Source organism: Aliivibrio logei (assembly GCF_001691055.1).
GTDB lineage: Bacteria > Pseudomonadota > Gammaproteobacteria > Enterobacterales > Vibrionaceae > Aliivibrio > Aliivibrio salmonicida.
Genome location: NZ_MAJU01000012.1, coordinates 195,563 through 222,112, shown reverse-complemented (window position 1 = coordinate 222,112; position 26,550 = coordinate 195,563). Strand labels below are relative to the sequence as shown.

Sequence of the window (26,550 nt, the reverse complement as noted above, 5' to 3'; positions counted from 1 at the left end):
CTCATTCTCTAATTTGATCAATGTTAAGGTAAAGCTATGATTTCTGGCATTCTAGCATCTCCGGGTATTGCTTTTGGTAAAGCATTATTACTTCAGGAAGATGAAATTGTCCTAAACAAAACTCCAATCTCTGAATCTCAAGTAGAAACAGAAATTCAATGTTTCTTTGACGCTAGAGCTAAGTCTTCTGAGCAATTAGAAGCGGTTAAAGCGAAAGCGCTAGCAACATTTGGCGAAGAAAAAGAAGCGATTTTTGAGGGGCATATAATGCTTCTTGAAGATGAAGAGCTAGAAGAAGAAATCTTAGCCCTTATAAGAGACGACAAACTTTCTGCTGATTTTGCAATTTACTCTGTAATTGAAGAGCAAGCGTGTGCACTTGAATCTTTAGATGATGACTATCTAAAAGAGCGTGCTACAGATATCCGTGATATCGGTAGCCGCTTTGTTAAAAATGCACTAGGCATTACGATTGTTTCTTTAAGCAACATTAATGAAGAAGTTATCCTAGTTGCTAAAGATTTAACACCGTCTGAAACGGCACAAATAAACCTAGATTACGTTCTTGGTTTTGCTTGTGACATTGGCGGACGTACTTCTCATACTTCTATCATGGCACGTTCTCTTGAACTTCCTGCTATCGTTGGTACTAACGATATCACTAAGCAAGTGAAAAACGGTGACATGTTGATTCTTGATGCGGTTAACAACAGAATTGTTATCAACCCATCAGAAGCAGAACTGGCTGAATCGAAAAAAATTCGTGACGACTTAGTTGCTGAAAAAGAAGAACTAGCAAAACTAAAAGACCTACCTGCTATCACTCTAGATGGCCACCAAGTTGAAGTTTGCGGTAACATCGGCACAGTAAAAGACTGTGAAGGTATTATTCGTAACGGCGGTGAAGGTGTTGGTCTGTATCGTACAGAATTCCTATTCATGGATCGTGATGCACTTCCTACTGAAGAAGAGCAATATGTTGCTTATAAAGAAGTAGCAGAAGCGATGCATGGTGAATCAGTGATTATCCGTACTATGGATATCGGTGGTGATAAAGATCTACCATACATGGATCTTCCTGAAGAAATGAACCCATTCTTAGGATGGCGTGCAATCCGTATCAGTTTAGACCGTCGTGAAATTCTACGTGATCAATTACGCGGTATTTTACGTGCATCAGCACACGGCAAACTGCGTATCATGTTCCCAATGATCATTTCTGTTGAAGAAATCCGTGAGCTGAAAAAAGCAATCGAAGAATACAAAGTAGAACTTCGAGCTGAAGGCCTAGCGTTTGACGAAAGCATCGAGATCGGTGTTATGGTTGAAACGCCAGCAGCCGCTGCAATTGCACATCATTTAGCGAAAGAAGTTAGCTTCTTCTCTATCGGTACTAACGATTTAACACAATATACTCTTGCTGTTGACCGTGGTAACGAAATGATTTCTCACCTATACAACCCACTATCTCCAGCGGTTCTGCTTGTAATCAAGCAAGTAATCGATGCTTCTCATAAAGAAGGCAAATGGACAGGTATGTGTGGTGAGTTAGCGGGTGATGATCGTGCAAGCTTACTTCTTCTTGGTATGGGCTTAGACGAATTCAGCATGAGCGGTATTTCTATCCCTCTTGTTAAGAAAATCGTTCGTAACTCAAACTTTGCAGCAGTAAAAGCAATGGCAGATGAAGCACTTCAAATGCCTACAGCAGCAGAAATTGAAGCACACGTTGAAAAATTTATCGCAGAAAATACTAAGTAATAGTATAGTTGCAAAGAATTAAATATAGCCACTAAGTTTTAGTGGCTATTTAATACAAACTTTAGGGAGCAACACAATGGGTCTGTTTGACAAAATTAAAAGCGCATTTTCTTCTGAAAGTGCTGCCGCTGGTGCAATTGAAATCATCGCACCTCTTTCTGGTGAAATCGTAAACATCGAAGATGTGCCAGATGTAGTGTTCGCTGAAAAAATCGTTGGTGACGGTATTGCTATCAAACCTTCTGGCAACAAAATGGTTGCTCCAGTAAACGGTACGATCGGTAAAATCTTCGAAACTAACCACGCTTTCTCAATCGAATCTGAAGACGGCATTGAGCTTTTCGTTCATTTCGGTATTGATACTGTTGAACTTAAAGGCCAAGGCTTCACTCGTATTGCTGAAGAAGGTCAAGAAGTTAAAGCTGGCGATATCGTAATCGAATTTGATCTTGCGTATCTTGAAGAGCACGCGAAATCAACGCTTACTCCTGTTGTTATTTCTAACATGGACGAAATCAAAGAGCTAACTAAGCTTTCTGGTGCTGTTACTGTTGGTGAATCTCCAGTTCTTAAAATAACTAAGTAATTTCTTTTAATAGATAATTAATTAGTTAAATAAAGAATAAAAAAAGCCGCTATTTGATAGCGGCTTTTTTATATCTATCGTTTGTTGATTAATTATCGAACCGTAAGATCAGCAAGCATTTCTTGTGATGGAGTAAAGAAGTACCCGCCAGTAACAGCATCAGTAAAACGTAATAATTGATCCGTTTTCCCATCAATTTCACCGTACATGCTATCCAACATAATTTGGAAGTTATGTTTACTATGACAATACGCAATGAACAATAGACCATGATCACTTGAGACCGAGCCATACGGCAAGCTGTGGCGTAGAATCTTAACACCCTTACCATTTTCTTTTATATCAACACGACCTACGTGAGAAGCAGCAGGAACGTCGTCTAGTTCAATAGAATCAGGCTTAGTACGACCAATTACTTTTTCTTGAGCAGAAACAGATAAGCGATTCCACGCAGGTATGTTATGAAGGAAGCGCTGACACATCATGTAACTGCCACCACTAAATTCCCCATCCGCAATTAGGGCAACTTCTGCTCTAGCTTCATTCTTAGGATTTTCTGTTCCATCAACAAAACCAGTCATGTCACGAGAATCAAGAAAACGATAACCAGAAACTTCTTCATCGACTTGAACACATTCAGAAATAGAACTCATTAATTTACGTAGGATATAAAAGTGTAAATCATGACGATTTGAATGCAGGTGAATAAACGCATCACCATGAGTCGCTGGTGCGATGATATCCCCTTTACCTAATGCTCTAAATTTAGATAACTCTGGTGGCATAGGTGCAGACAATGTAGCCCAAAAATCAGCACCAAAAGAAATCGCACTACTTATATTGGCATCTGGTTGGCTTTCATTTAATTCAGAGATCAAAAGTGGTAACGCTTGAAGCTGCTCTAAAACCTGCTGAGGGTTATTTTTCACAGTTAACGTTACGTACAGTGCAAATCGATCTGGTTCTGGCAATAATGCCGTTTGAGGAGTGTAAGACATGAACTCAGTTCCTTTCTTATTTTGAATTAACTGAGTTCATTATATGAAATTAAGCATTAGATTGTTTGATAATAAATAAGAGATTACGAAGAAATTACTTCTACGGACAATTTAACAGTCTCATTCACGGAAGAATCAGACACCATATAGGACTCTTGATTATTTAATTTAGTGATTATTGTCGGTGCACACAATGTACGAACGCTTCCATTTCCCTCTTCTGTCACACGAAAAGCAATTTCTACATTCTCAGCATTAATATTTTTAATTTCAGCCCATGCTTTCACTTGGGACTGCTTATCTATCGAATTGAACACAAGCGTCTCTTCACCTAATACTAAAGACGTCGAAGAATTAGTAATGCGCTGTAAGTCAGGGCGATTAATTTCTAACCCCAAATCTAACTGCCAATCAGCCATCGCTAATGGGCTTAATAAAGCACTAAAAAGAAGTGCGCCTGTTGATAAATCCATCGTCTTCCCTCTTAAGTAAGACTAAAGCATATTTTGACTCTTTTGCTTCGGAATAAAAAAATCAAAAACCAGCTAAGTAATAAAATAACCACTGCACTCTCTAGCTGGAACTCTCCTCTGTTAATAACAATCGACTGTATTAACATTGATAACTCAATAACTACCATTAAAATAGTTAGCCATCGACCTTGCTTCCAAAGGGTCTGCATAAAAGGTCTATTGGGCTTTTTAAAATTACTTAACCACATCAAAAATACAATCGGTAAGCTCATGCATAAACTCATGTAAAAATGAGAGTGATTAGGATAAAACAGAGCAAGAAGATCATTTCCCTGCTGCCGACTTGCACCTGCCATGATAAAAACGACAACAGAGCGAATCAATAGTACCCAACCAAACCATAACCACAACGGTGGCTTTAGCCACCCATGCTCATCATATGCATCGAAAGAATATTGCATTTATCTACCTGAATAATAAATAAACCACTAAGTAGACTTGTTCAGCTTACTTAAATGATTAAAAATAACGATTGAAGAAAATTAAAAATTTGAGCTAGCTACAATCTATAAATCAAAAGCTCTATTCTCATCACATTTTTCTAAGTGTAGACTTTCAAAATATGTAAAAATGCCGTTAATTATTAATAATAAAGACATATTATGATCAAAAATAAAAAAGAACCTATATCAGCTGAAACTCAACAAGAAGCAATGAAGGTAGCTAAAGCTACACAAAAACCAGCACAAACAAAAGAACAAACCAAACTCATAGCACAAGGTATTGAGAAAGGGATCACGCTTTACAAAAAACAACATAAAGAAAAAGCACGTGAAGCGGATAAAACAAGGAAAAAAGAAGTTCGACAAAAGCAATTAAATGAATCTAATTCAAACAAAGAAGAAGACAAAAAAAAACACCAAAATAAAACCAATACTCAATCCAATAAACCGTTACCGTGGATATTATTAGGCCTTAGTTGGGTGGGGTTTATTTACTACTTCTTTTTAGGTTATTAATTGATGAGCCTTAAACAAAAAAAGAGATGAGCCATAAGGGTCATCTCTTTTTTATTTATTATCTATATTGGCTATTTATCTACTTTTAAAGATAAAATCCCCATAGAAATCACAGCAACAACAACAAATCCACCGAGGATTATTGAAGGCATCGCTATATAACCTAACGTATGCCAAATAACCGATTCTAACGTACTCATAGTAAGCTCCTTACCACCCTTCAACGCCAGACATATCAGGCAGTTTATGTGCGATACCTTTATGACAATCAACACATGTTTTATCACCTGATGCTAGCGCCGTTGAATGCTGCTTCGCACTACGAGGGCCTTGCTCAGAGAAATCCATATAATTAAATTCATGACAATTACGACATTCCTGAGAGTTATTCTCTTTCATTCGATGCCATTCTCGCTCTGCTAAATGACCCCGACGTTCTTTGAACTTCTCTTCAGTATCAATCGTCTTTGTTACGTAATGAGCAAACAATTCTTTTGATGCTTGAACTTTACGTACGATTTTATCTGTCCAATTATGAGGTACGTGACAATCAGAACAGATAGCACGAACACCAGATCGGTTTGAATAGTGAATGGTTTCTTGGATCTCTTTAACAATCGGAGCATGACAACCAGAACAGAATTCTTCTGAATTCGTTGCTTGCATACCCGTGTTAAATGCACCCCAAAAAAGCAACCCCCCCATAAAGCCCATAAATAGGACGATACCTACTGCAGCTTTACTTGGAGAAGAAAAACGCTTCCAAAATGCTTTTAAAAATTTCATGTATAGCCTCTCTTAACAGTATTGGCTATTAACTAGCGCAATGAGTCCACACGTTTAAATTCATTCTCAACCAGTGGTTTAGCATCTGCTTGAGGAACATGACATTGTAGACAGAAGTAACGACGAGGTGATACATCAGATAATACAGCATCTTCACGATTCACGTAATGCGTTACACTGATCTTCGTAGCGCCCATTTCTTTCGCGTTTTTCCAGCTGTGACATGATAAACATTTGTTCACGTTTAAAGACACTTCGTAATTACGAATAGTATGAGGAACCAATGGTGGTTGATAAACATAATCACTTTCTAACGCATGGTCACGAGGAAAACGTTTAAAGTCATCCGCTGGACGAGTCGCTTCTAACTCTGAAGCCCCACGTAATGATTCAACGCCACCGATACCACCAGGATTATTTAATTCCGTTTTTTGTTCAGCTTCTGCTTGTACTGCACCAGCAAACAACAGTCCAATTGATAGAAGCGTTATAATGAATTTTTTCATTCTACTTTCTCCGCCTTAAGGCAAACTCTTTGAAATAGACCACCACATCAGATGGTCTATCAATTATTAATTAAGCAATTTTAGTGATTTTAACTGGGCATTTTTTGTAATCCGTTTGCTTAGAAAGCGGATCGGTAGCGTCCAAAATCAACTTGTTAATTAAGATACGAGCATCAAAGAATGGGACAAACACCAATCCTTCTGGCGGACGGTTACGACCACGAGTTTCAACACGAACGCGAACTTCACCACGTTTGTTTGAAATTAATACTTCTTCACCACGGCGTAAATCACGTTTTTTCGCGTCCGCTGGATGGATATAACAAAGTGCATCTGGAACGGCTTTATACAGTTCAGGAACACGACGAGTCATTGTTCCTGTATGCCAATGCTCAAGAACACGACCAGTACATAACCACATATCAAACTCTTCGCCAGGAACTTCTGGAGGCGCTTCATATGGTGCAGAAATAATCAGAGCTTTACCATCTGGCTTGCCATAGAAGTCCCAATCAGACCCTTTTTTAGCGTATGGATCTGAGCCTTCTTTAAAGCGCCATAATGTTTCTTTACCATCAACAACAGGCCAACGTAAGCCACGTACTTGGTGGTAAGTATCGTATGGTGCTAAATCATGACCATGACCACGACCAAACGTTGCATACTCTTCAAATAGGCCTTTTTGAACATAGAAGCCTTGATCTTTCGCATCATCATTTAGATCTTGAGCTTCAGATAATGGGAAAGCATCTACGTTGCCATTTTTGTAAAGTACGTCATACATAGTTTTACCACGGAACTCAGGTGCTTTAGCTAATAGCTCTTCGCCCCACACTTCTTCTACTGTGAAGCGTTTTGAGAATTCCATAATTTGCCATAAATCAGATTTTGCTTCACCGGTTGCTTGTACTTGTTGATACCAAGCTTGAGTACGGCGCTCTGCATTACCATAAGCTCCTTCTTTCTCTACCCACATTGCTGTTGGAAGAATCAAATCAGATGCTTGAGCAGTTACTGTTGGGTATGGGTCAGAACACACAATGAAGTTTTCTGGATTACGGTAACCAGGAAGACGCTCACCATTAATATTTGGACCCGCTTGCATGTTGTTATTACACATAACCCAGTAAGCGTTGATCTTGCCATCTTTAAGCATGCGATCTTGTACAACAGCATGAGCACCTGGTTTCGCAGGAATCGTACCTTCAGGTAGTTTCCAGATGTTTTCAGCGATCTTACGGTGCTTAGGATTAGCAACCATCATATCAGCAGGTAAACGGTGTGAGAACGTACCGACTTCACGAGCCGTACCACACGCTGATGGCTGACCTGTCAATGAGAACGGACTATTACCAGGCGTCGATATTTTACCTGTTAATAAGTGAATATTATAAACAAGACTGTTCATCCAAACACCACGAGTATGTTGGTTCATACCCATTGTCCATAACGACATTACTTTTGTGTTTGGATCCGCGTATTGTTTAGCCAGAGTGATCAGGTCTTCTTCTGATACACCAGACATCTCAGACGCTTTCTTCGCCGTATAAGGCGCAACAGACGCTTTATATTCTTCAAAGTTAATTGAAGTCATGGCACCTGAGTTAGGATTCTCTGCTTCCATTTGAAGCGGGTTATCATCACGAAGACCGTAACCGATGTCTGTTGTTGCTTGCTTGAAATTCGTGTGTTTATTTACGAAGTCCCAGTTAATCGCATCGTTTTCAATAATGTAATTAGCGATGAAGTTAGCAATAGCAAGGTCAGATTGAGGTTCAAAAATGTACCCTTTGTCTGCTAATTCAAATGAACGATGGTAGTAAGTCGATAATACGTTCACTTTAACGTGTGGATTACTTAAACGACGGTCAGAAATACGAGTCCATAATACTGGGTGCATTTCAGCCATGTTTGACCCCCACAGAACAAAAGCGTCTGCGTGTTCAAAGTCATCGTAACAACCCATTGGCTCATCAATACCAAAAGTACGCATGAAACCACCAACGGCTGAAGCCATACAGTGACGTGCGTTTGGATCAATGTTATTTGAACGGAAACCGGCTTTCATCAGCTTAACCGCTGCATAACCTTCCATTACAGTCCACTGACCTGAACCAAACATACCAACACCTGTTGGACCATGTTTTTTCAGAGCCGCTTTCCATTTCTCAGCCATGGTGTCAAAAGCAACATCCCAAGAAACAGGCGTAAACTCACCTTCTTTATCGTATTGGCCATCCGTCATACGCAACATTGGCGTTTGAAGACGATCTTTGCCATACATGATCTTAGATAGGAAATAACCTTTAATACAGTTAAGACCTTTGTTTACTGGTGCTTCAGGATCACCTTGAGTCGCAACAACGCGACCTTTTTGAGTCCCTACTAGTACAGAACAACCAGTACCACAAAAACGACAAGGCGCTTTATCCCATTTAATTTTTGTTTCGTCAGAACTAACGATTAAATTAGTTGCTGAAGCAGGCAGTGTAATCCCTGCGACAGCTGCAGCTGATGCTGCGGCGTTTGCTTTAACAAACGCACGTCTTGTCATTTTCATGATTCATCCTCACATTGCGAATCAAAGTGCTCGATTTGGTGGAATACTAAAGCAACCGTTAGTATTCCTTCGAAGTCATTTATTTTATCGATTGAATCGGTGATATATCCTTGGTTTTCTGTTTCAAGCACAACAACTAATTTGCCCTCTTCACTTTCTCCGTAGATTTCCGCATTCGGTATTTCTAATATTTTTGCTTTTGTTTGTTCTAAAAATTCAGGTTTAACATGTACGACTACACTTGAAATATGAACTTCGTTCTCAGGCAAATTTTCTAACATTATGTTTGCTCTTCCAGTGTCATGCTGATAGCTGAAGTTGGGCATGCTGCAACACAAGCACCACATCCATTACAGTCATCAAAATTAAGTTTAGGCTGAGCTACACTGCCCAGCGTAAGTTGAAAACGAATCGCTTGCGTGTCACACATATCACTGCAACTACGACATTCAACGGCTCGTTTTGCTAAACAACTTTCATTTATTGTAATTCGATGAGAGAAAGCTGATTTTTCAGTTACAGTAAATAAGTGTTCAGGGCATACTGATGCACATTGTTCACAAAAAGTGCACTCACCTTTTGTAAAATCAACGATAGGAAACCCCCCATCGCCTTTAACAATTATGCTTTCTTCACATGCGGTAATGCACTTTTCACAGCGAGTACAAGCAGAGACAAACTCAGCTTCATTATCAACCCAAGGCAAACGCTGCTGTGTTAAAGGATGTATTTTTTTCTGAGGAGACAAACGGCGAAAAAATCCCCGCTTGGAATGGTCAACTGAATTATCTTGACTCATCTATTCATAACTCCGCGCATCTATTAACATTTTTATATGATGAATTTTAAATTTTGTCATATTTATTGATATACCTCATAATGGTTAAACAAGGGGGGAACTTGTTCTAGATCAATTTTTAAAACAAATAAAAACAACAGAATAGATTATTATCCCCTCCTTTTAACTATAGGCCAGCCACAACAATTATGAAACATAATAAAACATCAATATTAACAAAAACAATAGCTCAAGTGATGTTGTGGATTGTCCTTATTTCGATCATTACAACAAGCTTAGCTTTGGTCACATTGTCATCAAGTTTAAAAGACGCCGAAGCGGTCAATATTGCAGGTTCTTTACGCATGCAAAGTTATCGTTTAGCCTACGATATTGAAACCAATTCACCATACATGCTAGATCACTTAGCCAAATTTTCAGAATCCATTGAGTCACCCGCTTTCCACTCTTTAGATCAATGGTTTGTACCGGACGACATTGAATCCTATTATTCTGACATTCGATTACAGTGGCAGTTATTGCAACCCGCATTACTAAGTGATGATAAACAAATTTATCTCACTAAAGTGTCGCTCTTTGTGGATGAAATCGATCATTTCGTTCTACGCTTACAGCAATTTTCAGAGCGAAAACTTCAATTACTTTCTTTTATTGGTGCGATAGGTTTATCTCTCATTCTTTGTCTTGGTCTTTTTATTATTTCATTTACTCAACGAAAAATTGTGAGTCCGCTGCATCACCTTGTTGCCGCAAGTCACGCAATGACAAAAGGCAATTTTTCAGTACAAGTGGATTTAAATAGTGGTAATGAATTAGGGCAATTAGGTAGCGCCTTTAATCACATGGCAAAACAAGTGCACTCTAGCTACCGCGAGCTCGAAAGTCATGTTGAAGATAAAACCAGAAAACTCAGTCAAGCAAATCGATCGCTAACCACTCTTTATGCTTGCTCTCAAGAGCTATCAGCCTCTCAACTTGATGAAAAAGCCTTTAAAAACATTCTTAACATGTTTACTAATATTGAAGGTGTTATTAGTGCAAGGTTAATTGTAGAAGAAGAGTCTGGCGGTGATTGGGAAATAACAAGTGGAACCCCAAACAATTCACCTTGGAGTTTAGAAGAGCTGATCATTGATGGAGAAAAATTAGGTTACTTATTGTGGCAATTTTCTCTTCCATGCCCAGATCAAAAGCTAATCATCAACATCGCTAATATTCTTGCTCGTGGGTTGTTCTATGACCTAACCCAAAAACAAACGCATCAACTTATTCTTCTTGAAGAGCGAGCAGCAATTGCACGAGAACTGCATGACTCACTGGCACAATCGCTTTCTTATTTAAAAATTCAAACGACCTTATTGAAACGCCAACTTAAGAAATGTGATTGTCAAAACACAGGAAGTACATTGACGGAATTGGATGAGGGACTTAAAAGTGCCTATACTCAGTTAAGAGAATTATTAAACACCTTTAGATTAACGATTAATAAGGCGCACTTTGGTGAGGCATTACAAGAGATTATAAATACCTTACAATCACAGACAGCCATTCGTATACATGTAAATAATGAACTGCCATCTTTGCCAATTAATGCACAACAGCATGTACATTTGTTGCAATTAATACGCGAAGCAACATTAAATGCCATCAAACACTCAAAAGCTGATAATATTATCATTACGTGTTACCAAGAAGGTGAGCAAGGTTACATTAACATTGAAGATGATGGCGTAGGATTTGACTCCACCGAAGAAAAAATAAATCATTATGGATTAAGAATAATGCAAGAACGAGCAAACTTCGTTCGAGGTACTTTATCCATTGCATCAGAATTAGAACACGGTTGTGCAGTGAACGTTACGTTTCCACTTAACCAATAATTAATTTAAAAGGTATATACCCTATGTGGAATGTTGTTATCGTTGACGATCATCCTTTAATGCGCCGAGGCATTGGCCAACTCCTTTCTTTTGAAGATGAATTTACCCTAACAGGTGAAGCAAGTAATGGCACAGATGCCGTTGCTCTAATCTCTAAAGATGAACCCGACCTTGTTCTTCTCGATTTAAATATGAAAGGCATGTCAGGCCTTGATACGTTGCATGCATTACGCAATGAAGGCGTAACTTGCCCGATTGTCATTCTTACCGTATCCGATAATAAACAAGACATTAAAACCTTAATAAAAGCAGGTGCTGACGGTTACTTACTTAAAGACAGTGAACCTGACGAGCTTATTGCACTGCTAAAGCAAGCAATACAAGGTGACAAAGCCTATTCAGAGCAAGTGAAAATTTGTTTAGAAGAAGGGAAGAATGGTGATGATAAACTGTCTAGTTTAACCGCTCGTGAACTTGAAATATTACAAAATGTAGCGAAAGGAATGAGAAATAAGCAAGTAGCAGACAAACTGTTCATTTCAGAAGCAACAGTAAAAGTGCACATGAAGAGCCTACTTAAAAAACTCAATGTAAAATCGAGAGTAGCAGCGACCTTACTTTATTTGGATGCATAAAATGAAAACAGCCTTATGTTCTTTAATATTGCTATCACTACTCTCAGGTTGTGCATCAACAACCAAAGTAGAAGATACGAATATAGATAAGGTTTTTTTATATTTTGATGATAGTTCAATTACAGATTGTACTCCAGTCGGAACCGTTACAGGCAGTGAAGGCCATTGGTATACTTTCTTCTTTATTACAAATAAAGAGTTACTCATATCAGCCGTTAATGACATGAAAAATGAAGCCACCCTATTAGGAGGAAACAGCATTGTTATCCATTCTCCTTCAGCCTTTAACACGTCAGTCACTCTGCTTGGATCTGCCTATTTATGCCCCTCGTTATAAATTGACACAAAAAAGCCAACTTAACGTAAGTTGGCTTTTTTATTATTGTCTGTCCATATCCACGTATAAAACTGATTTACATTTTAATGGTATAACGTGGAAGCAATTTGATCTTCTCTCGAGCATACCCAATCAGGATCATAAGGTCCCCAATCAGAAAGACGATAATAACCATCATTATGACGGCGTCCATCTTGGATAAACATCAATTCAATGCCTATGCCTGGTAATGCTTTTAGTACATCTTGAATTGTACGACGGGGCCACCCTGTTAACTCTACAAGTTTAGGTACATTAGGCCTTTCTAAATTATGCACCAACAACGCTAAATACAAGCGTCTGGCGAACACTGGATTCAACTCCATTGATACCTCCTGATTTAATAAGAGTAATTATTAATCATTTAATATTAATGATGTTGAGATTGATCAACTAATTACGAAAATAATCCTACAATTTAACGAAATAACTCATAAATCTGTTTTTTTTGTAATTAATTTTCATAACTATCATTATAAAAGCAGAACCTCTAACCAATATTAACCGTTCCACCACCTTGAACTTTACCTCCACATCCAACCGCATCTCCACTTCTCGCCGCCGGCTGCCCATCCATAAACACAGAGTTCGATCCCTCAGAAATGGCTCGCGGGTGCGGTGGATGTTTAGGCTTACTATGAGGAGCAAGAGGATCCCCCTTTCTTGCTGCAGGTACACCATCAACTTTGACCGTTCCCGAACCCGCTAATATCGGACTTGGATGAAACCCATCATGGGCAGTACCAATATCACCCACTTTCACTGCATTTCCCATTCTCTTTTGTCCATTTCATACATCAAAAAATAAGTGTATGTTTAATGAACAACAATGACGATTTTAGAAAAGAAAAAGACGAGTCACTTCAAAATATAATTAACAAAACACTAAATACTCTCCAACACTGGCGTATTTGTTCAATTCTCGTTATAAAGGAAGCATAATTAATAACATAATGAAGAAAGTCATGACGATAATTTACGGAATAAAAAACTGCGATACGATAAAAAAATGCAAAAAGTGGCTTGAAGCAAACGACATTGATTTCACTTACCATGACTATCGTACGGATGGCATTGATAAAGAAATGATTACGACTTTTGTTCAACAACTTGGTTGGGAAAATGTCGTAAATAAGCGAGGTACTACTTACCGTCAACTCAATGATGAGCAAAAAGCATCATTAAATGAAACCACGGCGATTGATCTTTTACTAGAAATGCCGGCAATGATAAAGCGCCCGATTTTAATCCATAACGATCTCTACCATTTAGGCTTCAAACCCGCTCAATATGATGCAATTTTTAACGGTTAATTTTATTTTAAAGATAAGTAAAGGAATACAACATGCCTGACACTCCAACACTCACTCTCGCGAAAGATCTTCTCAGTCGCCAATCAGTCACTCCAGAAGATGCGGGTTGCCAAGAATTAATGATTAAACGCCTTGAGGCTCTTGGTTTTACAATTGAAATCATGGTATTTGAAGACACCACCAATTTCTGGGCTCGCCGTGGAACAGAAGCACCTTTATTTACCTTCGCAGGCCACACAGATGTAGTTCCAACAGGATCATTAACGCAGTGGAATACAGATCCTTTTAAGCCAACGATCATCGATGGCATGTTATACGCTCGTGGAGCTGCCGATATGAAAGGCTCTCTTGCCTGCATGATTGTTGCTGTTGAGCGTTTCATTTCTGAGCACCCAGAACATAAAGGTTCACTCTCTTTCTTAATCACTTCAGATGAAGAAGGTCCATTCATTAATGGCACAACACGTGTGGTTGATACGCTAAAAGAGCGTAATGAAATTATTGATATGTGTATTGTTGGTGAACCGTCAAGCACCCAATATGTTGGCGATGTAGTCAAGAACGGTCGTAGAGGCTCTTTAACTGGAAACTTAACCGTCAAAGGCATTCAAGGGCACGTTGCTTATCCACACATTGCACGAAATCCGATCCACCAATCAATGGCTGCACTACTTGAACTGACAACGACTGAATGGGATTTAGGTAATGCTTATTTTCCACCAACCAGCTTTCAAATTCCGAACATGAACAGTGGTACAGGTGCCTCTAATGTGATCCCTGGAACAGCGGAAATCATGTTTAACTTTCGCTTCAGCACTGAATCTACCGTCGAAGGCCTACAACAGCGTGTGATTGAACTCTTAGATAAACACAATTTAGAATACGATCTGGATTGGATTATCAATGGACTTCCGTTCTTAACCGATACTGGCGATCTATTAACAGCCGTTGTTGATGCCGTTGCCACTGTTAATCAACAGAAGCCTGAATTACTAACAACAGGTGGAACATCCGACGGCCGCTTCATTGCTCAAATGGGTTCACAAGTAATTGAGCTTGGTCCGGTTAATGCCACTATTCATAAAGTGAATGAGTGTGTCAAGGTTGATGATTTAGAAAAACTGACTGATATGTATCAAGAAGTCCTAAATAATTTACTCGCTTAGCCACCTTTTAAGTATATGATGAGAGGGTCTTGATCCTCTCGTTTTTTATTAGGTACCTTATGACATATACACAGCTCACAGGTCTATCAACTCAACACCTCTCCTTTGTTAACCCCCATCGCCAACTTCACCATGATTGTATTTCTTCATTTAAGGCATTAGAAATTGCGGCAAGAAAAGCGGGATTTACTCTCACTATCGCAAGCAGTTTTCGTGATTTTGAACGTCAATTAATGATTTGGAATAATAAGTTTACAGGTATTCGTCCCATTCTAGGAACTGACAGTAAAGTGTTAGATACGAATAAGATGAGTGATATTGAAAAGATTCACGCCATTATGCGTTGGTCTGCATTGCCAGGAGGAAGTCGCCATCATTGGGGAACCGATCTTGATGTCTATGCGAGCAACCATCTTCCTAAAGGGGTCACATTGCAGCTTGAACCTTGGGAGTACGAAACAGGACATCAAAAAGAATTCAGTCTATGGTTATTTGAAAATGCCCCTAAATATGGTTTTTTCTTCCCTTATAAGCATGATAAAAAAGGCGTCGCGATTGAACCTTGGCACCTTAGTTACAAAACAACCAGTGATAAATACATGTCACAACTTACACCTGAACATTTACGTCAAGCATGGCGAGATGTAGAACTGGCAGGAAAAGAGAGTATCATTAAACATATCGATATCTTATTTCATCGTTACATCATGAACATAAATAAGGAATAGTCATGGAATGGTTAATGAACCCTTGGGTTATTATCGTCATCGTATTAAGTGTTGTTATTGGTAACCTTGCCGCATTAAAAGCGACGGCAAATATGAAATTTAAACAGCCGAAAAAACCGATAACACCACAAGAAAAAGAGGACGAATTAGGTTCTGAAAAAAATGAATCGGTAGCAATGAATCAATCTGAAGACAAAAAAAAAGACGCCCAATAATTTGAGCGTCTTTCTTATATAACAAACGTGTCTATTCTTCCGTTATTTCTGTTTTTGACTTCTTATTTGATTTTTCAATCATTGCAGCCAACACAGGAACTAATGAATCAAGCGTCGCTTCATCTACCGGTTTACCCGCAGCATCCGTTACATTAATAGAAGTACGGTTACCAAGATCACCTAATAGTAGGTTGTAAGTGCGACCTTCAAAAGACAATGGTTTTGTACCAATCTCTTGCCAGAACTCATCATCAGGCTCTTTATATTTAACCTCAATGGTTCCTTGCGAACGGTTTCTATCTTCAATATTCAGTCCCATCATCGGCAATAAATCACCAAGACGCTCCCAGAAAACATTATAAGGCGCACGAGCGATTATCACAGGAAGACCACTGCGATCTTGTCCCATAGAAATAGGGATGCGCTTAACAAGCTCTTCAGCACGAATACGCGCTTCTTCGCGAAGCTGCTCGTCATAAGCAGACGTCACTAAATTCGTCATTAAAATATTATAACGCGCTTTATTTGCTTGAGTAACTTCAGCTTGTTTACCATCAACTTGCCAATCAATCAGAACAATTTTAAATCCTGAACGATTGTTTTGATTTAACTTAGTAATCAAATAACGAGAACCAAACTCATGATCTTCATCTTCTGAATTCCACGTTAACCAATCAGTTTCAAGTTCAGTATCCGACTGTTTTAGTAATGTGATATTTCGTTTTTTAATTAAGCCCAACACCGTTTGCCAAAGCTTATCAAGATCTTCATCTTTCACAAGCCATACAGAGACTTCCCCTTGTTGCTCTTCTATACGAGCCCCTGGGATCAGTTCTAATACTTGCTGAGGAGGTCGAATATCGACACCTTTTCCGACTCCACCAACATACTCCCCTTTAGGAATATCATATTGAGGATAGAACTCAGGTTTAGCTTCCGCTGGTTGCTGCCATTCTTTTAATGGTGCCGTATCTAAATATTTAAAATCTTGTTTAGCTTGGCGACGCTCAGTTGGACTGCTTGAACAAGCCGCTAACATAGCAACCATCAATGATCCAACAACAAAGCGAGTGTTCACTTTCATTTTTTATCCTACTACTTCAACACACCAGCACGAATTAATGCTTGTTCAACAACTGGTTGTGCTGAACGACTTAATTCTGTTAGTGGTAAACGAATATCAGGGTGAGTAATCATCCCTAAACGATGAGTGGCCCATTTAACAGGCATTGGATTCGCTTCAACAAACAAATCCTGATGTAATGGCATTAAGCGTTGATTAATAATTTCCGCTTCTTCAAACTTACCTTGAGCCGCTAATGCAAACATGGTTGCCATGTCTTTTGCTGCTACGTTTGCCGTTACAGAAATAACACCATGACCGCCCATTTTAACAAATTCAAGTGCCGTTGCATCATCACCACTTAGTTGGATAAATTTATCACCACAAAGTTCACGCGTAATCGCAATTCGGTCTAATTCTGCTGTCGCATCTTTTAAAGCAACAATATTATCAAGTTCAGCTAAACGAGCTACCGTTTCTGGCAATAAATCTACAGCCGTACGACCCGGAACATTGTAAAGGATTTGAGGTACATCGGTGGATTCCGAAATCGCTTTATAATGTAAGAATAAACCTTCTTGTGTTGGCTTATTATAATAAGGCGTTACGCTTAAACAGCCCGCAACACCTGAATCTCGAAATAATTTACTGAACGTTACCGCTTCATGAGTCGCGTTTGCGCCAGTACCCGCAATAACAGGAATTCTGCCATCAGAAAACTCAAGCGTTTTCATCACTAACTTGACATGTTCTTCTACACTTAATGTCGCTGACTCACCAGTGGTGCCAACGGCAACAATGCCATCTGTACCTGCATTAATATGATAATCAACGAGATTTTTTAAACTTGTGTAATCAACTTCACCATCGGTGTCCAATGGTGTCACTAAGGCGACAATGCTACCTGAGAACATATCCTTCTCCCTTTTTAATCAGCCTGAGAATGGCGAACAAATTGAGTTATTCATTAATATGATGGCAAAGCGTTATCGCCCTTGTTCATCATACAATCACATGATTTTCATCTTCTATGTAATAAGTCGAATTATCAAATCAATAATCTTCAAGGATATTACATTAAAGGCTATGTTGTAGAGTCTTTTTTTTGACGATTGTTCACTATTGCTTGCTTATCACACAATCACTTGCGTGTTAGTATGGTTTTATATTTATCAACAACGAGATTTTTATGTCCCAATACCTTGTAATTACTGCGGTCGGAACTGACAGACCTGGTATCTCGAATAAGGTGACTCGCCTCGTCACTGAATCAAGCTGTAATATCATAGATAGCCGTATCGCATCTTTTGGTAATGAATTCACATTGATCATGTTGTTGTCAGGAAGCGCGAATGCCGTTTCTCGAATTGAAAATACCTTACCTTTATTAGGTCAACAACACGATCTAATAACGATAATAAAGCGCACATCGCCTCATCAAGAAAGAGACACTTTCTATACGATTGATGCGTTTGTTGAATCGGAAGATCGTCCGGGCTTAACGGAGAAGTTTACTGATTTCTTAGCCAACAGAGACATTGATCTAAAAACACTGAGTGCTCAAACATTAAAGAAAGCAACTAACCAGAATTCGTTTCAAATTCAAATTACAGCTGAGATTTTTCAAGAATGTCATATTATGGAAATCCAAGAAGAATTTGAACATCTATGCTCAACATTAAATGTCAGCGGAAAAATCAATTTTTATAAAAACTAAATATACCGTCAACGTTAAGGAAATATTATGATCACACCATTAACGGCAGGCTCTCCTGCACCAGATATCTCTCTTTTGGATCAAAATGGAGAGACTATTTCTCTTTCCGATCTAAAAGGAAAAAAGGTTTTATTCTATTTCTATCCAAAAGCAATGACACCAGGATGTACTGTTCAAGCTCAAGGCCTTAGAGATGTAAAAGCAGAATTAGATGCGCATAATGTTGTCGTGTTAGGCGTGAGCATTGATGCGGTGAAACGCTTAGGTAAATTCATTGAGCGTGACCAATTAAACTTTACGTTACTGTCTGATGAAGATCACTCGGCTGCGGATGCTTTTGGTGTTTGGGGTGAGAAAAAATTCATGGGCAAAGTGTATGACGGTCTGCACCGCATTAGTTTCTTAATTAATGAAGATGGCGTTATTGAACACGTCTTCACTAAATTTAAAACCAAAACACACCATGAAGTCGTTCTGGATTATTTAAACGAAAAATAAGCATTTTTAAAGACGAGAAATAAAAAAGGCGGCGCTCATCAAAGCACCGCCTTTCTTTTATCTAATAATAATAATTGTTACGCTTTTTTAAAGACTTCATCGGTTGCTGGCAGTGCTTTCCAAACCGCTTTAACCAGTGTCGCTAATGGAATCGCAAAGAATACCCCCCAGAACCCCCACAACCCACCAAACACTAGAACTGACACAATGATCGCCACAGGGTGAAGGTTTACCGCTTCGGAGAAAAGAACAGGCACCAACACATTACCATCTAATGCTTGAATAATAGCGTAAGCAAGAATTAGCCAATAAAAATCGGGGGTAAGCCCCCATTGAAATAACGCAACAATTGCAATTGGAACCGTTACAGCAGCGGCACCAATATAAGGAATTAACACAGAAAACCCAACCATAACGGCAAGTAATAATGCGTAACGCAGATCCATAATAAAGAAGGTAGCGTAGCTCACTGTTCCTACAATAAGAATCTCAACGACTTTGCCACGAATATAGTTACTAATTTGTTCATTCATTTCAACCCAAACCTTCGTCGCTAAACGGCGATTTTTAGGTAAGATATTGCTCATCGTTCTGACCATTTCATCTTTATCTTTTAGTAAGAAGAAAACGAGTAATGGAACCAAGATAAGATATACCCCTAATGCGGCTAAACTTATTAAAGAAGATAATGACCCTTTAACCATCGTTTCTCCCATGCCTAATACTTTGCCGCGTACGGTGTCTAATAACGTATCAATGGATTGAGGTTGGATGAATTCAGGATAACGATCAGGCAAGCTTGATAATAAACTGTGTAACCCATTAAACATGGATGGTATGTCATTAATTAGATTACCAACTTGATTCCAAATAGTAGGAACAAGGCCAAACACCGCCAATAGCATCAGGCTAATAAAAAGCAAAACAACAAACATAACGGCAAGCGTTCTTGGTAAACCAAACTTACTCAGCTTTGCGACTGGCCATTCAAGTAAATAAGCCAATACAATCGCAACCAATAAAGGCGCAATTAAATGTCCAAAGAAATAAATAGTAATAAACCCGACGACTAATATTGCCACTAAGCTAACAGCATGAGGATCGGAAAAACGACGTTTATACCATTGAGTAACCATGTCTAACATATTAAGTTCTGCTTCTCGTTACGGTTAAAAAAGAACACGGTTCAGCTTGCTCTAGATGAGTATGGAAAGAGGATTGCTGAAAGTATGTCATCATATCCTGTAAAGACACTTTGTCGACGACTTTAATGATTAATTTTTCGCTGTCTATTAAGCGGTGACTTGCACGCTTAGCCAATAATAAAGACATAGGACAACGGTGTTTTGATAAATCTAAGTACTGGGTTTCCATTCGACGACTCGACTATAGATATGATAGATTCCATGTATAGAGAGTATAAGTCACATAATTATGACAGAAAAGAAACCAATAACAGATTTGCTACTCTTATAATATTAAGATAAGCAACCTCCACTCTCATTACAGATATCCATCTCTTTCATAGTGGAATGTTATTAAAAGGATTTGTGAATAATACATGTTCAAATTAAAAAAGCTGGCCAGTAGTTTACTCATTGCCTCATTGCTAACAAGCTCACTACCTGCTAGTGCAAATAACGATTTAGATTTGCCTGAAATAGGAACCACAGCAGCGGGTACTCTGACCATAGATCAAGAACTGGTTTATGGTGATGCGTACATGCGGATGCTCCGTGCTAGCCAACCAGTCATTAATGATCCAGTATTAACTGAATATGTTCAAAATCTAGGCCACCGCTTAGTTGCTAATGCAAGTGATGTCAAAACCCCTTTCCACTTCTTCTTAATCAATAATAGAGAAATTAACGCCTTTGCTTTTTTTGGTGGTTATGTTGCGTTGCATTCAGGATTATTTCTATACGCACAATCGGAAAGCGAATTAGCCTCGGTGGTTGCTCACGAAATTGCGCATATTACACAACGTCACCTTGCTCGAAGTATGGAAGATCAAGCTCGACGCTCACCAGCAACGATTGCAGCACTTGTTGGCTCTTTATTATTGGCGATTGCAGCACCAGAAGCAGGCATTGCCGCGATTCATGCAACAACCGCTGGAGCAATGCAAAGCTCAATTAACTATACAAGAAGCAATGAAAAAGAAGCCGACAGGTTTGGGATTGATACACTCGCAAAATCAGGATTTGATGTAACGGCAATGCCACGATTTTTCTCACGATTAGCCGACCAATATCGATACGCAAGTACACCACCACCAATGCTTCTAACTCACCCCTTACCCGCAGACCGAATAACAGACAGCCGAGCTAGAGCACAACAATACCCAATGCGCCGTGTAAACACATCTCTGCGATACCAACTTGCTCGCTCTCGTATCGTCGCTCGCTTTGCTGGTATTGATAGTAATGCCGCGCTTGATTGGTTTTCTCGTAAATCAAAGTCGGCTAAAGTCGATCAAAAGACAGCCATCGAATACGGTAAAGCCTTAGTTTATATTGATTCAAACCAATATGATAAAGCCACACCAATAATGTCAACGTTACTCAAAAATGATCCTCTGAATACGTTTTATATTGATGCAGCTACCGATTTAGATCTGTATACAAAGAAAAATGAACAGGCGATAAAACGCTTAGAAAATGGATTAATTCATCTGCCCAACAACCCAGTATTAATGATTAATTATGCCCATGCTTTATCTGAATCGGGGAAAACGCCTCAAGCGGTTCGAATTCTTCAACGCTACACTCATGACCACCCTAAAGATCCGACTGGATGGCAATTACTCTCTAAAGCCTACCATGATGACGGCAGCTCTGATGGAGAATTAGCAGCAAGAGCTGAAGTTTATGCGCTTAAAGGCATGTGGAATAAAGCGTTAAGTAATTACACACAAGCAAGCCAACTCGCCGAGTTGGGCAGCTTAGATCAAGCTCGATATGATGCAAGAATAGATCAATTACGCCTCTCTAGAGAAAGATTCAGCACGTTATAACGAAAGAAAAATAAAAAGGAAAACTTATGTCTGTTGTTATTTATCACAACCAAAAATGCTCTAAAAGTCGTCAAACCTTGGCTTTATTAGAAGAAAAAGGAATCATACCAGAGGTCATAAAATACCTTGAACAAACACCAAGTATTGATGAGTTAAAAACACTGTTCTCTCAACTAGGGTTCAGTTCTGTTCGAGAGATGATGCGAACTAAAGAAGATATTTATAAAGAACTAAACTTAGGTGAAAACGCATTAAGTAATGAACAATTATTTGAAGCGATGAACGCGAATCCAAAACTAATTGAACGCCCTATTGTTGTTCATAATAACCACGCTAAAATAGGTCGCCCACCGGAACAAGTTCTGGATATTTTATAGCTACTAGTAAGGAAGTGAACATGGACGTCGTTGAGTTAGGATCGCAAACAAAACGTTACCGTTTGCTGGCTCTTTTCTGTAACTTATCGTTATTGATTTTTGTCATGCTATGGCACAGTGTTATTTCCCCGCATCCTCAAATCAATCCTTATGGGTTGATGATTGCTTGGATGATACCGCTGCTATTGCCATTAAAAGGCATTTTAGAAGGGAAGCCTTATACTCACGCATGGGCTAATTTTATATTAATGTTTTATTTTCTTCATGGATTCACCTTATTATGGGTCGATGAAGGAGAGCGTTATTTGGCGGTAATAGAACTCATCCTTACCTCTGGGGCGTTTATTGGAAACATTTATTACGCTCGTCTACGAGGCAAAGAGTTAGGTTTAAAACTTAAACTTTTATCGGAAGTTGAAAAAATAGAAAAAGCCAGTTACGCAGAAAACAAACAAGATTAATCTGTATGTTCTCTATTGCATTTATCGTCTGATAATTGAATAAAAAAGGTGGCCATAAGCCACCTTTTTTATTGAGTCAATATTATTTACTTCTTCAGTTGATAAGCGTGTATCACTGGTGTGTCTGTTTTTTGATTAACGGGGTCTTTATCACTTGCTATCACGGCATCCGGTTTTGATGCATCAACAATCGTAGATTTATTTACTGACGTCGTATCTGTAACATTGTTCTGCTCTGTTGCACCGGCATCCACATTAGCGTCTATCGTATTATTGTTAGAGGTAATCACCTCTTCAGGAACCACACTAATTCTTGTATTTCGGCTAAGCAATTCCGCATTAAATTGCGCCCAATCACCAAGTAAATTCAATGTGTAAATAACTTTATCACCTTGAATACTATCCACCTGAACGCTAGCGACTGAATTCAATTGCTTCAGTTGTTTTTCTAACGTGAAGAACCCTTCAGTAGAGTGAATGCCTGCAATTGAAATCATTTCCGATTGACTCACTGTCGTGCCTAGCTTCTTAGAATACGTATCAGCAAAATAATCACTAACATCATTAATCATATCAGAAAGCTGTACAGCACCAGAAGCCGTACCTTCAATTGCTTTTTTCGAGGTTTTAACCAAGTATTGAGGCGTAGTATCAAAAAGATCCCACGATAAACTATTACCACGAATTTTTACGACTAAAATGGCTTGAGGGTTATAGCGCTCACTCGCATCTGCAATCGGTTTTTTAAAACTACCCCACAGATCAGGGATCTCAATAGAGGTCACATCATCAAAATCACCGACAGGGAATAAAACAGGTAAGCCTCGATCATAAGCCGCTTGTTTGATTCTAGTGATTAAATTGCTATCCGATTGTTCCCAAATAATACTACGTTGATAGTTATATTCATTTACGATCCAAACCAATACTGGCTTACGTGGTGCTTCCCAAATACTTTGCTCAGATTGAGTCAGTAAATGCGTCACCATTTTTGGGTTATACCCTAATTTCATACCGCGAGGGGCATCTTTATGGTCAACAAAACTCATTTGAGTTACATAACGATCGCTTTGTGTCAGTGCTTTTTTTATTACACCGTTATTAGCGATGTCTCTTTGACCTGATACTTTAATTAGTACATTAACCAAGCCTTCTGTCTTTGCCACACTTTCAGCATTATCAGAGGCAGTTAACTGAACTTCAGTATGATAGATATCTGCTTGTTGCTGGGCCCACACAGGCCCCGCAACCATAAAGATTAATAAACAAAAAATACGTAACATCAAACAACCTATAAATACTTTTATAATTTACCGCTGATAATAAGGGCTATCCCCTTATTCAGCAAGGATTCGAATTGACTCAGATCTAACTTTCAAGCTATTAGAGTGATACTTTGTGTAAAAGTTTTATTTTTTCACGATTAAAATCAAGATATTTATTATTATAAAAGTGATAGAATCCCTCAAATTCACTACTGGAAATAGTAATGCTATACAATTTATTCCAAGGTTTTCAGATGCTTTTTGTTGCATTTGGTGCCCTTGTTCTTGTTCCTCTTCTTACTGGACTCGATCCTAACGTCGCTCTTTTTGGTGCCGGTGTTGGTACTCTTCTTTTTCAACTTGTTACTCGTCGTTCAGTGCCTATCTTCCTCGCGTCTTCTTTTGCTTTTATTGCTCCTATTATTTATGGAACCCAAACATGGGGGATCCCAGCAACAATGGGTGGCCTAATGGTTGCCGGTTTAGTTTATGTTGCGTTAGGTGCCGTTATTAAAGTGAAAGGGGTCGCTTTCATTCATAAATTACTGCCTCCTGTTGTTGTTGGCCCTGTAATTATGGTGATCGGCCTAGGCTTAGCGCCAACAGCGGTTAATATGGCGTTAGGAAAAACAGGCGATGGTGGATTTCAATTAGTTGATGACCAATTGGCTTTCTGGATTGCCGCTGCATCATTATTTACCACAATTGGGGTAAGTGTTTTTTCAAAAGGGTTCTTTAGATTATTACCTATTCTCTCAGGCATCATTGTTGGCTACTCATTAAGTTTGCTTTTCGGCATCGTTGATTTTACGCCAGTACAACAAGCCGCATGGTTTGCAGTACCCAACTTCACTTATCCTGAATTTAACATTAATGCCATTCTATTTATGATACCCGTCGCCATCGCCCCTGCGGTTGAGCACGTGGGTGATATGTTGGCAATTTCAAATGTAACCGGAAAAGACTACCTTAAAAAACCAGGCTTGCACCGCACCATTACTGGTGATGGCATTGCAACCATGGCAGCCTCTCTTATTGGCGCGCCACCAAATACAACTTACAGTGAAGTGACTGGTGCGGTAATGCTGACTAAAGCGTTTAATCCAGTGATCATGACATGGGCTGCCGTCTGTGCGATTGTTTTGGCTCTTGTGGGTAAATTAGGCGCAATATTACAAACTATTCCAGTCCCTGTAATGGGTGGCATTATGATCTTACTGTTTGGTTCAATCGCGACGATTGGTCTAAATACTCTGATTAAAAACCAAGTTGATTTACATAAAGCACGTAACTTAACCATTGTTGGCGTTACCTTGGTATTTGGTATTGGTGGTATGGCTGTGGGTATTGGCGATTTTAACTTACAGGGCGTAAGTCTTTGTGGGATTGTAGCTATTGCTCTTAATTTAATTCTTCCTGATGACTTAGGTGAAAACCATGTTGTTGATAATACACAAATGGAAGATGATAAATAAATCTAAGGTCTAGACCTAGGGTAAATAAAAAGGATTGATGGTTACCCATCAATCCTTTTTTAATACTTAAAGCATCCAGTAAATATAATTACTTAATGGTGCAGATTACTTAGTACCGAAGATCTTATCACCAGCATCACCAAGACCTGGAATGATGTAACCTTTATCATTCAACTTCTCATCGATAGCCGCAGTATAAAGCTCAACATCTGGATGCGCTTTTTCTAATGCAGCAATGCCTTCAGGAGCAGCAACAAGAACAAGAATTTTAAAGTTCTTACAGCCTTTCTCTTTTAAAAGGTCAAGCGTTGCGATCATAGAACCGCCAGTCGCTAGCATTGGATCAACAACTAAAGCAATACGCTCATCGATGTTAGACGCTAACTTGTTAAAGTAAGGTACAGGCTCTAACGTTTCTTCGTCACGGTAAATACCAACAACACTGATACGCGCACTTGGGATGTGCTCAAGAACGCCATCCATCATGCCAAGACCTGCACGTAAGATTGGCACTACCGTTACTTTTTTACCTTTAATTTGGTCAACTTCAACAGGGCCGTTCCAGCCATTGATAGTTACTTTTTCTGTCTCAAAGTCTGATGTTGCTTCATAAGTAAGTAAGCTACCTACTTCAGTTGCTAATTCACGAAAACGCTTAGTGCTGATATCGCCTTCGCGCATTAAACCAATTTTATGTTTTATTAGCGGATGTTTTACTTCAACAACTTTCATTTCTGACTCCAGATACATTAATCAAACCTTTCAATTATACATACTTTTCATATAAAAAATGACTACACATTAAAATAATTTATGCCGTCATTCTCAAATAACTAACTTACTCATTTTTAATTACAAAATTTCTCCAAATTTCCTT

The 26,550-nt window shown here is 38.9% G+C and carries 33 protein-coding genes; 16 read left to right on the top strand and 17 right to left on the bottom strand.

Translation table 11 applies throughout. The features are described 5' to 3' along the window. Positions 1 to 36 precede the first annotated feature (36 nt). Entirely contained in the window at positions 37 to 1,761 is a 1,725-nt protein-coding gene (ptsI, locus tag A6E04_RS13090) for a phosphoenolpyruvate-protein phosphotransferase PtsI (protein ID WP_017021184.1), read from the top strand. Positions 1,762 to 1,837: 76 nt separating this feature from the next. Then, entirely contained in the window at positions 1,838 to 2,347 is a 510-nt protein-coding gene (crr, locus tag A6E04_RS13085) for a PTS glucose transporter subunit IIA (protein WP_065611602.1), read from the top strand. A 92-nt stretch (positions 2,348 to 2,439) separates the two neighbouring features. Here crr and A6E04_RS13080 read toward each other — a convergent pair whose 3' ends face one another. The 3 genes from A6E04_RS13080 to A6E04_RS13070 all read right to left on the bottom strand — a co-directional run bounded on the left by A6E04_RS13080 (position 2,440) and on the right by A6E04_RS13070 (position 4,279). Then, positions 2,440 to 3,345: a Dyp-type peroxidase gene (locus A6E04_RS13080; RefSeq protein ID WP_065611601.1), complete on the bottom strand. Its 906-nt coding sequence runs from the start codon at positions 3,343 to 3,345 to the stop codon at positions 2,440 to 2,442. 83 nt (positions 3,346 to 3,428) lie between these two features. Further along, on the bottom strand, positions 3,429 to 3,818 hold the full coding sequence (locus A6E04_RS13075) for a hypothetical protein (RefSeq protein WP_017021186.1): 390 nt from the start codon (positions 3,816 to 3,818) through the stop codon (positions 3,429 to 3,431). 11 nt (positions 3,819 to 3,829) lie between these two features. Next, the gene (locus tag A6E04_RS13070) at positions 3,830 to 4,279 is read right to left on the bottom strand and encodes a DUF2919 domain-containing protein (RefSeq protein ID WP_017021187.1); all 450 of its coding nucleotides are present in this window, start codon (positions 4,277 to 4,279) and stop codon (positions 3,830 to 3,832) included. Positions 4,280 to 4,480: 201 nt separating this feature from the next. On the opposite strand from A6E04_RS13070, the gene A6E04_RS13065 reads away from it, so the two are divergent. Continuing rightward, a complete protein-coding gene (locus tag A6E04_RS13065) occupies positions 4,481 to 4,837 on the top strand; it encodes a DUF2956 domain-containing protein (protein ID WP_017021188.1) in 357 nt (118 codons plus the stop codon). A gap of 71 nt (positions 4,838 to 4,908) precedes the next feature. Here A6E04_RS13065 and A6E04_RS13060 read toward each other — a convergent pair whose 3' ends face one another. From A6E04_RS13060 to napF, 6 genes are all read right to left on the bottom strand, one after another. Then, positions 4,909 to 5,037 carry a TIGR02808 family protein gene (locus A6E04_RS13060; RefSeq protein WP_017021189.1) on the bottom strand — a complete coding sequence of 43 codons (129 nt, stop codon included), beginning with the start codon at positions 5,035 to 5,037 and terminating at the stop codon, positions 4,909 to 4,911. 10 nt (positions 5,038 to 5,047) lie between these two features. Further along, entirely contained in the window at positions 5,048 to 5,623 is a 576-nt protein-coding gene (locus A6E04_RS13055; protein ID WP_012550858.1) for a NapC/NirT family cytochrome c, read from the bottom strand. Positions 5,624 to 5,655: 32 nt separating this feature from the next. Further along, positions 5,656 to 6,129, bottom strand: coding sequence for a nitrate reductase cytochrome c-type subunit (locus A6E04_RS13050; RefSeq protein ID WP_017021190.1), 474 nt, complete (start codon positions 6,127 to 6,129; stop codon positions 5,656 to 5,658). A gap of 70 nt (positions 6,130 to 6,199) precedes the next feature. Continuing rightward, entirely contained in the window at positions 6,200 to 8,689 is a 2,490-nt protein-coding gene (gene napA, locus A6E04_RS13045) for a periplasmic nitrate reductase subunit alpha (protein ID WP_017021191.1), read from the bottom strand. Then, on the bottom strand, positions 8,686 to 8,958 hold the full coding sequence (locus tag A6E04_RS13040) for a chaperone NapD (protein ID WP_231850920.1): 273 nt from the start codon (positions 8,956 to 8,958) through the stop codon (positions 8,686 to 8,688). The genes napA and A6E04_RS13040 overlap by 4 nt, the downstream gene beginning before the upstream one ends. Before the next feature lie 11 nt (positions 8,959 to 8,969). Then, positions 8,970 to 9,488, bottom strand: a complete 519-nt coding sequence (napF, locus tag A6E04_RS13035) for a ferredoxin-type protein NapF (protein WP_017021192.1) — start codon at positions 9,486 to 9,488, stop codon at positions 8,970 to 8,972. Between the two features lie 188 nt (positions 9,489 to 9,676). On the opposite strand from napF, the gene narQ reads away from it, so the two are divergent. From narQ to A6E04_RS13020, 3 genes are read left to right on the top strand one after another with little or no spacing between them, the layout of a single operon-like run. Next, the gene (gene narQ / locus A6E04_RS13030; protein ID WP_017021193.1) at positions 9,677 to 11,368 is read left to right on the top strand and encodes a nitrate/nitrite two-component system sensor histidine kinase NarQ; all 1,692 of its coding nucleotides are present in this window, start codon (positions 9,677 to 9,679) and stop codon (positions 11,366 to 11,368) included. Between the two features lie 23 nt (positions 11,369 to 11,391). Continuing rightward, the gene (locus tag A6E04_RS13025; RefSeq protein WP_017021194.1) at positions 11,392 to 12,003 is read left to right on the top strand and encodes a response regulator; all 612 of its coding nucleotides are present in this window, start codon (positions 11,392 to 11,394) and stop codon (positions 12,001 to 12,003) included. Between the two features lies 1 nt (position 12,004). Further along, the gene (locus A6E04_RS13020; protein WP_017021195.1) at positions 12,005 to 12,340 is read left to right on the top strand and encodes a DUF4156 domain-containing protein; all 336 of its coding nucleotides are present in this window, start codon (positions 12,005 to 12,007) and stop codon (positions 12,338 to 12,340) included. An 83-nt stretch (positions 12,341 to 12,423) separates the two neighbouring features. Here the strand turns inward: A6E04_RS13020 and A6E04_RS13015 are convergent, their stop codons facing one another. Both A6E04_RS13015 and A6E04_RS13010 read right to left on the bottom strand, forming a co-directional pair. After that, positions 12,424 to 12,705 carry a winged helix-turn-helix domain-containing protein gene (locus tag A6E04_RS13015; protein ID WP_012550865.1) on the bottom strand — a complete coding sequence of 94 codons (282 nt, stop codon included), beginning with the start codon at positions 12,703 to 12,705 and terminating at the stop codon, positions 12,424 to 12,426. 164 nt (positions 12,706 to 12,869) lie between these two features. Further along, a complete protein-coding gene (locus A6E04_RS13010) occupies positions 12,870 to 13,154 on the bottom strand; it encodes a type VI secretion system PAAR protein (RefSeq protein WP_012550866.1) in 285 nt (94 codons plus the stop codon). A gap of 190 nt (positions 13,155 to 13,344) precedes the next feature. Between A6E04_RS13010 and A6E04_RS13005 the strand changes: the two genes are divergently transcribed. The 4 genes from A6E04_RS13005 to A6E04_RS12990 are packed head-to-tail and all read left to right on the top strand — an operon-like array spanning position 13,345 to position 15,801. Then, complete coding sequence (locus A6E04_RS13005) at positions 13,345 to 13,692, top strand: ArsC family reductase (RefSeq protein WP_039798505.1); 348 nt, start codon at positions 13,345 to 13,347, stop codon at positions 13,690 to 13,692. Between the two features lie 32 nt (positions 13,693 to 13,724). Next, positions 13,725 to 14,858 (top strand): succinyl-diaminopimelate desuccinylase, encoded by a 1,134-nt coding sequence (dapE, locus tag A6E04_RS13000; RefSeq protein WP_017021197.1) that lies wholly within the window; start codon positions 13,725 to 13,727, stop codon positions 14,856 to 14,858. A 59-nt stretch (positions 14,859 to 14,917) separates the two neighbouring features. Beyond that, entirely contained in the window at positions 14,918 to 15,586 is a 669-nt protein-coding gene (locus A6E04_RS12995) for a M15 family metallopeptidase (protein WP_065611600.1), read from the top strand. Positions 15,587 to 15,588: 2 nt separating this feature from the next. Further along, on the top strand, positions 15,589 to 15,801 hold the full coding sequence (locus A6E04_RS12990; protein ID WP_065611599.1) for a DUF2897 family protein: 213 nt from the start codon (positions 15,589 to 15,591) through the stop codon (positions 15,799 to 15,801). A gap of 31 nt (positions 15,802 to 15,832) precedes the next feature. Here the strand turns inward: A6E04_RS12990 and bamC are convergent, their stop codons facing one another. Both bamC and dapA read right to left on the bottom strand, forming a co-directional pair. Beyond that, on the bottom strand, positions 15,833 to 16,885 hold the full coding sequence (gene bamC / locus A6E04_RS12985) for an outer membrane protein assembly factor BamC (RefSeq protein WP_017021200.1): 1,053 nt from the start codon (positions 16,883 to 16,885) through the stop codon (positions 15,833 to 15,835). 11 nt (positions 16,886 to 16,896) lie between these two features. Continuing rightward, on the bottom strand, positions 16,897 to 17,778 hold the full coding sequence (dapA, locus tag A6E04_RS12980) for a 4-hydroxy-tetrahydrodipicolinate synthase (RefSeq protein WP_017021201.1): 882 nt from the start codon (positions 17,776 to 17,778) through the stop codon (positions 16,897 to 16,899). A gap of 275 nt (positions 17,779 to 18,053) precedes the next feature. On the opposite strand from dapA, the gene A6E04_RS12975 reads away from it, so the two are divergent. Then, positions 18,054 to 18,581 carry a glycine cleavage system transcriptional repressor gene (locus A6E04_RS12975; protein WP_012550873.1) on the top strand — a complete coding sequence of 176 codons (528 nt, stop codon included), beginning with the start codon at positions 18,054 to 18,056 and terminating at the stop codon, positions 18,579 to 18,581. A gap of 30 nt (positions 18,582 to 18,611) precedes the next feature. Next, complete coding sequence (gene bcp, locus A6E04_RS12970; RefSeq protein WP_158007232.1) at positions 18,612 to 19,079, top strand: thioredoxin-dependent thiol peroxidase; 468 nt, start codon at positions 18,612 to 18,614, stop codon at positions 19,077 to 19,079. Between the two features lie 77 nt (positions 19,080 to 19,156). On the opposite strand, the gene A6E04_RS12965 is transcribed toward bcp, so the two are convergent. Then, positions 19,157 to 20,224, bottom strand: a complete 1,068-nt coding sequence (locus A6E04_RS12965) for an AI-2E family transporter (RefSeq protein WP_012550875.1) — start codon at positions 20,222 to 20,224, stop codon at positions 19,157 to 19,159. A gap of 1 nt (position 20,225) precedes the next feature. After that, positions 20,226 to 20,453, bottom strand: coding sequence for a sulfurtransferase TusA family protein (locus tag A6E04_RS12960; protein WP_017021203.1), 228 nt, complete (start codon positions 20,451 to 20,453; stop codon positions 20,226 to 20,228). A gap of 187 nt (positions 20,454 to 20,640) precedes the next feature. On the opposite strand from A6E04_RS12960, the gene bepA reads away from it, so the two are divergent. From bepA to A6E04_RS12945, 3 genes are read left to right on the top strand one after another with little or no spacing between them, the layout of a single operon-like run. Further along, a complete protein-coding gene (bepA, locus tag A6E04_RS12955; protein ID WP_017021204.1) occupies positions 20,641 to 22,095 on the top strand; it encodes a beta-barrel assembly-enhancing protease in 1,455 nt (484 codons plus the stop codon). Positions 22,096 to 22,121: 26 nt separating this feature from the next. Beyond that, positions 22,122 to 22,472: an arsenate reductase (glutaredoxin) gene (gene arsC / locus A6E04_RS12950; protein WP_065611598.1), complete on the top strand. Its 351-nt coding sequence runs from the start codon at positions 22,122 to 22,124 to the stop codon at positions 22,470 to 22,472. 20 nt (positions 22,473 to 22,492) lie between these two features. Beyond that, entirely contained in the window at positions 22,493 to 22,933 is a 441-nt protein-coding gene (locus A6E04_RS12945) for a DUF2069 domain-containing protein (protein WP_012550879.1), read from the top strand. A gap of 86 nt (positions 22,934 to 23,019) precedes the next feature. Here A6E04_RS12945 and A6E04_RS12940 read toward each other — a convergent pair whose 3' ends face one another. Continuing rightward, positions 23,020 to 24,216: a DUF2066 domain-containing protein gene (locus tag A6E04_RS12940; protein ID WP_065611597.1), complete on the bottom strand. Its 1,197-nt coding sequence runs from the start codon at positions 24,214 to 24,216 to the stop codon at positions 23,020 to 23,022. 206 nt (positions 24,217 to 24,422) lie between these two features. Between A6E04_RS12940 and A6E04_RS12935 the strand changes: the two genes are divergently transcribed. Then, on the top strand, positions 24,423 to 25,673 hold the full coding sequence (locus tag A6E04_RS12935) for a uracil-xanthine permease family protein (RefSeq protein ID WP_083199015.1): 1,251 nt from the start codon (positions 24,423 to 24,425) through the stop codon (positions 25,671 to 25,673). Positions 25,674 to 25,778: 105 nt separating this feature from the next. Here A6E04_RS12935 and upp read toward each other — a convergent pair whose 3' ends face one another. Next, positions 25,779 to 26,405, bottom strand: a complete 627-nt coding sequence (gene upp / locus A6E04_RS12930; RefSeq protein WP_012550882.1) for a uracil phosphoribosyltransferase — start codon at positions 26,403 to 26,405, stop codon at positions 25,779 to 25,781. Between the last annotated feature and the right edge of the window lie 145 nt (positions 26,406 to 26,550).

Coding starts and splice junctions, on each gene's coding strand:
- ptsI (WP_017021184.1), top strand. CDS start 37: ATGATTTCTGGCATTCTAGCATCTCCGGGTATTGCTTTTGGTAAAGCA.
- crr (WP_065611602.1), top strand. CDS start 1,838: ATGGGTCTGTTTGACAAAATTAAAAGCGCATTTTCTTCTGAAAGTGCT.
- A6E04_RS13080 (WP_065611601.1), bottom strand. CDS start 3,345: ATGTCTTACACTCCTCAAACGGCATTATTGCCAGAACCAGATCGATTT.
- A6E04_RS13075 (WP_017021186.1), bottom strand. CDS start 3,818: ATGGATTTATCAACAGGCGCACTTCTTTTTAGTGCTTTATTAAGCCCA.
- A6E04_RS13070 (WP_017021187.1), bottom strand. CDS start 4,279: ATGCAATATTCTTTCGATGCATATGATGAGCATGGGTGGCTAAAGCCA.
- A6E04_RS13065 (WP_017021188.1), top strand. CDS start 4,481: ATGATCAAAAATAAAAAAGAACCTATATCAGCTGAAACTCAACAAGAA.
- A6E04_RS13060 (WP_017021189.1), bottom strand. CDS start 5,037: ATGAGTACGTTAGAATCGGTTATTTGGCATACGTTAGGTTATATAGCG.
- A6E04_RS13055 (WP_012550858.1), bottom strand. CDS start 5,623: ATGAAATTTTTAAAAGCATTTTGGAAGCGTTTTTCTTCTCCAAGTAAA.
- A6E04_RS13050 (WP_017021190.1), bottom strand. CDS start 6,129: ATGAAAAAATTCATTATAACGCTTCTATCAATTGGACTGTTGTTTGCT.
- napA (WP_017021191.1), bottom strand. CDS start 8,689: ATGAAAATGACAAGACGTGCGTTTGTTAAAGCAAACGCCGCAGCATCA.
- napF (WP_017021192.1), bottom strand. CDS start 9,488: ATGAGTCAAGATAATTCAGTTGACCATTCCAAGCGGGGATTTTTTCGC.
- narQ (WP_017021193.1), top strand. CDS start 9,677: ATGAAACATAATAAAACATCAATATTAACAAAAACAATAGCTCAAGTG.
- A6E04_RS13025 (WP_017021194.1), top strand. CDS start 11,392: ATGTGGAATGTTGTTATCGTTGACGATCATCCTTTAATGCGCCGAGGC.
- A6E04_RS13020 (WP_017021195.1), top strand. CDS start 12,005: ATGAAAACAGCCTTATGTTCTTTAATATTGCTATCACTACTCTCAGGT.
- A6E04_RS13015 (WP_012550865.1), bottom strand. CDS start 12,705: ATGGAGTTGAATCCAGTGTTCGCCAGACGCTTGTATTTAGCGTTGTTG.
- A6E04_RS13010 (WP_012550866.1), bottom strand. CDS start 13,154: ATGGGAAATGCAGTGAAAGTGGGTGATATTGGTACTGCCCATGATGGG.
- A6E04_RS13005 (WP_039798505.1), top strand. CDS start 13,345: ATGACGATAATTTACGGAATAAAAAACTGCGATACGATAAAAAAATGC.
- dapE (WP_017021197.1), top strand. CDS start 13,725: ATGCCTGACACTCCAACACTCACTCTCGCGAAAGATCTTCTCAGTCGC.
- A6E04_RS12995 (WP_065611600.1), top strand. CDS start 14,918: ATGACATATACACAGCTCACAGGTCTATCAACTCAACACCTCTCCTTT.
- A6E04_RS12990 (WP_065611599.1), top strand. CDS start 15,589: ATGGAATGGTTAATGAACCCTTGGGTTATTATCGTCATCGTATTAAGT.
- bamC (WP_017021200.1), bottom strand. CDS start 16,885: ATGAAAGTGAACACTCGCTTTGTTGTTGGATCATTGATGGTTGCTATG.
- dapA (WP_017021201.1), bottom strand. CDS start 17,778: ATGTTCTCAGGTAGCATTGTCGCCTTAGTGACACCATTGGACACCGAT.
- A6E04_RS12975 (WP_012550873.1), top strand. CDS start 18,054: ATGTCCCAATACCTTGTAATTACTGCGGTCGGAACTGACAGACCTGGT.
- A6E04_RS12965 (WP_012550875.1), bottom strand. CDS start 20,224: ATGTTAGACATGGTTACTCAATGGTATAAACGTCGTTTTTCCGATCCT.
- A6E04_RS12960 (WP_017021203.1), bottom strand. CDS start 20,453: ATGGAAACCCAGTACTTAGATTTATCAAAACACCGTTGTCCTATGTCT.
- bepA (WP_017021204.1), top strand. CDS start 20,641: ATGTTCAAATTAAAAAAGCTGGCCAGTAGTTTACTCATTGCCTCATTG.
- arsC (WP_065611598.1), top strand. CDS start 22,122: ATGTCTGTTGTTATTTATCACAACCAAAAATGCTCTAAAAGTCGTCAA.
- A6E04_RS12945 (WP_012550879.1), top strand. CDS start 22,493: ATGGACGTCGTTGAGTTAGGATCGCAAACAAAACGTTACCGTTTGCTG.
- A6E04_RS12940 (WP_065611597.1), bottom strand. CDS start 24,216: ATGTTACGTATTTTTTGTTTATTAATCTTTATGGTTGCGGGGCCTGTG.
- A6E04_RS12935 (WP_083199015.1), top strand. CDS start 24,423: ATGCTATACAATTTATTCCAAGGTTTTCAGATGCTTTTTGTTGCATTT.
- upp (WP_012550882.1), bottom strand. CDS start 26,405: ATGAAAGTTGTTGAAGTAAAACATCCGCTAATAAAACATAAAATTGGT.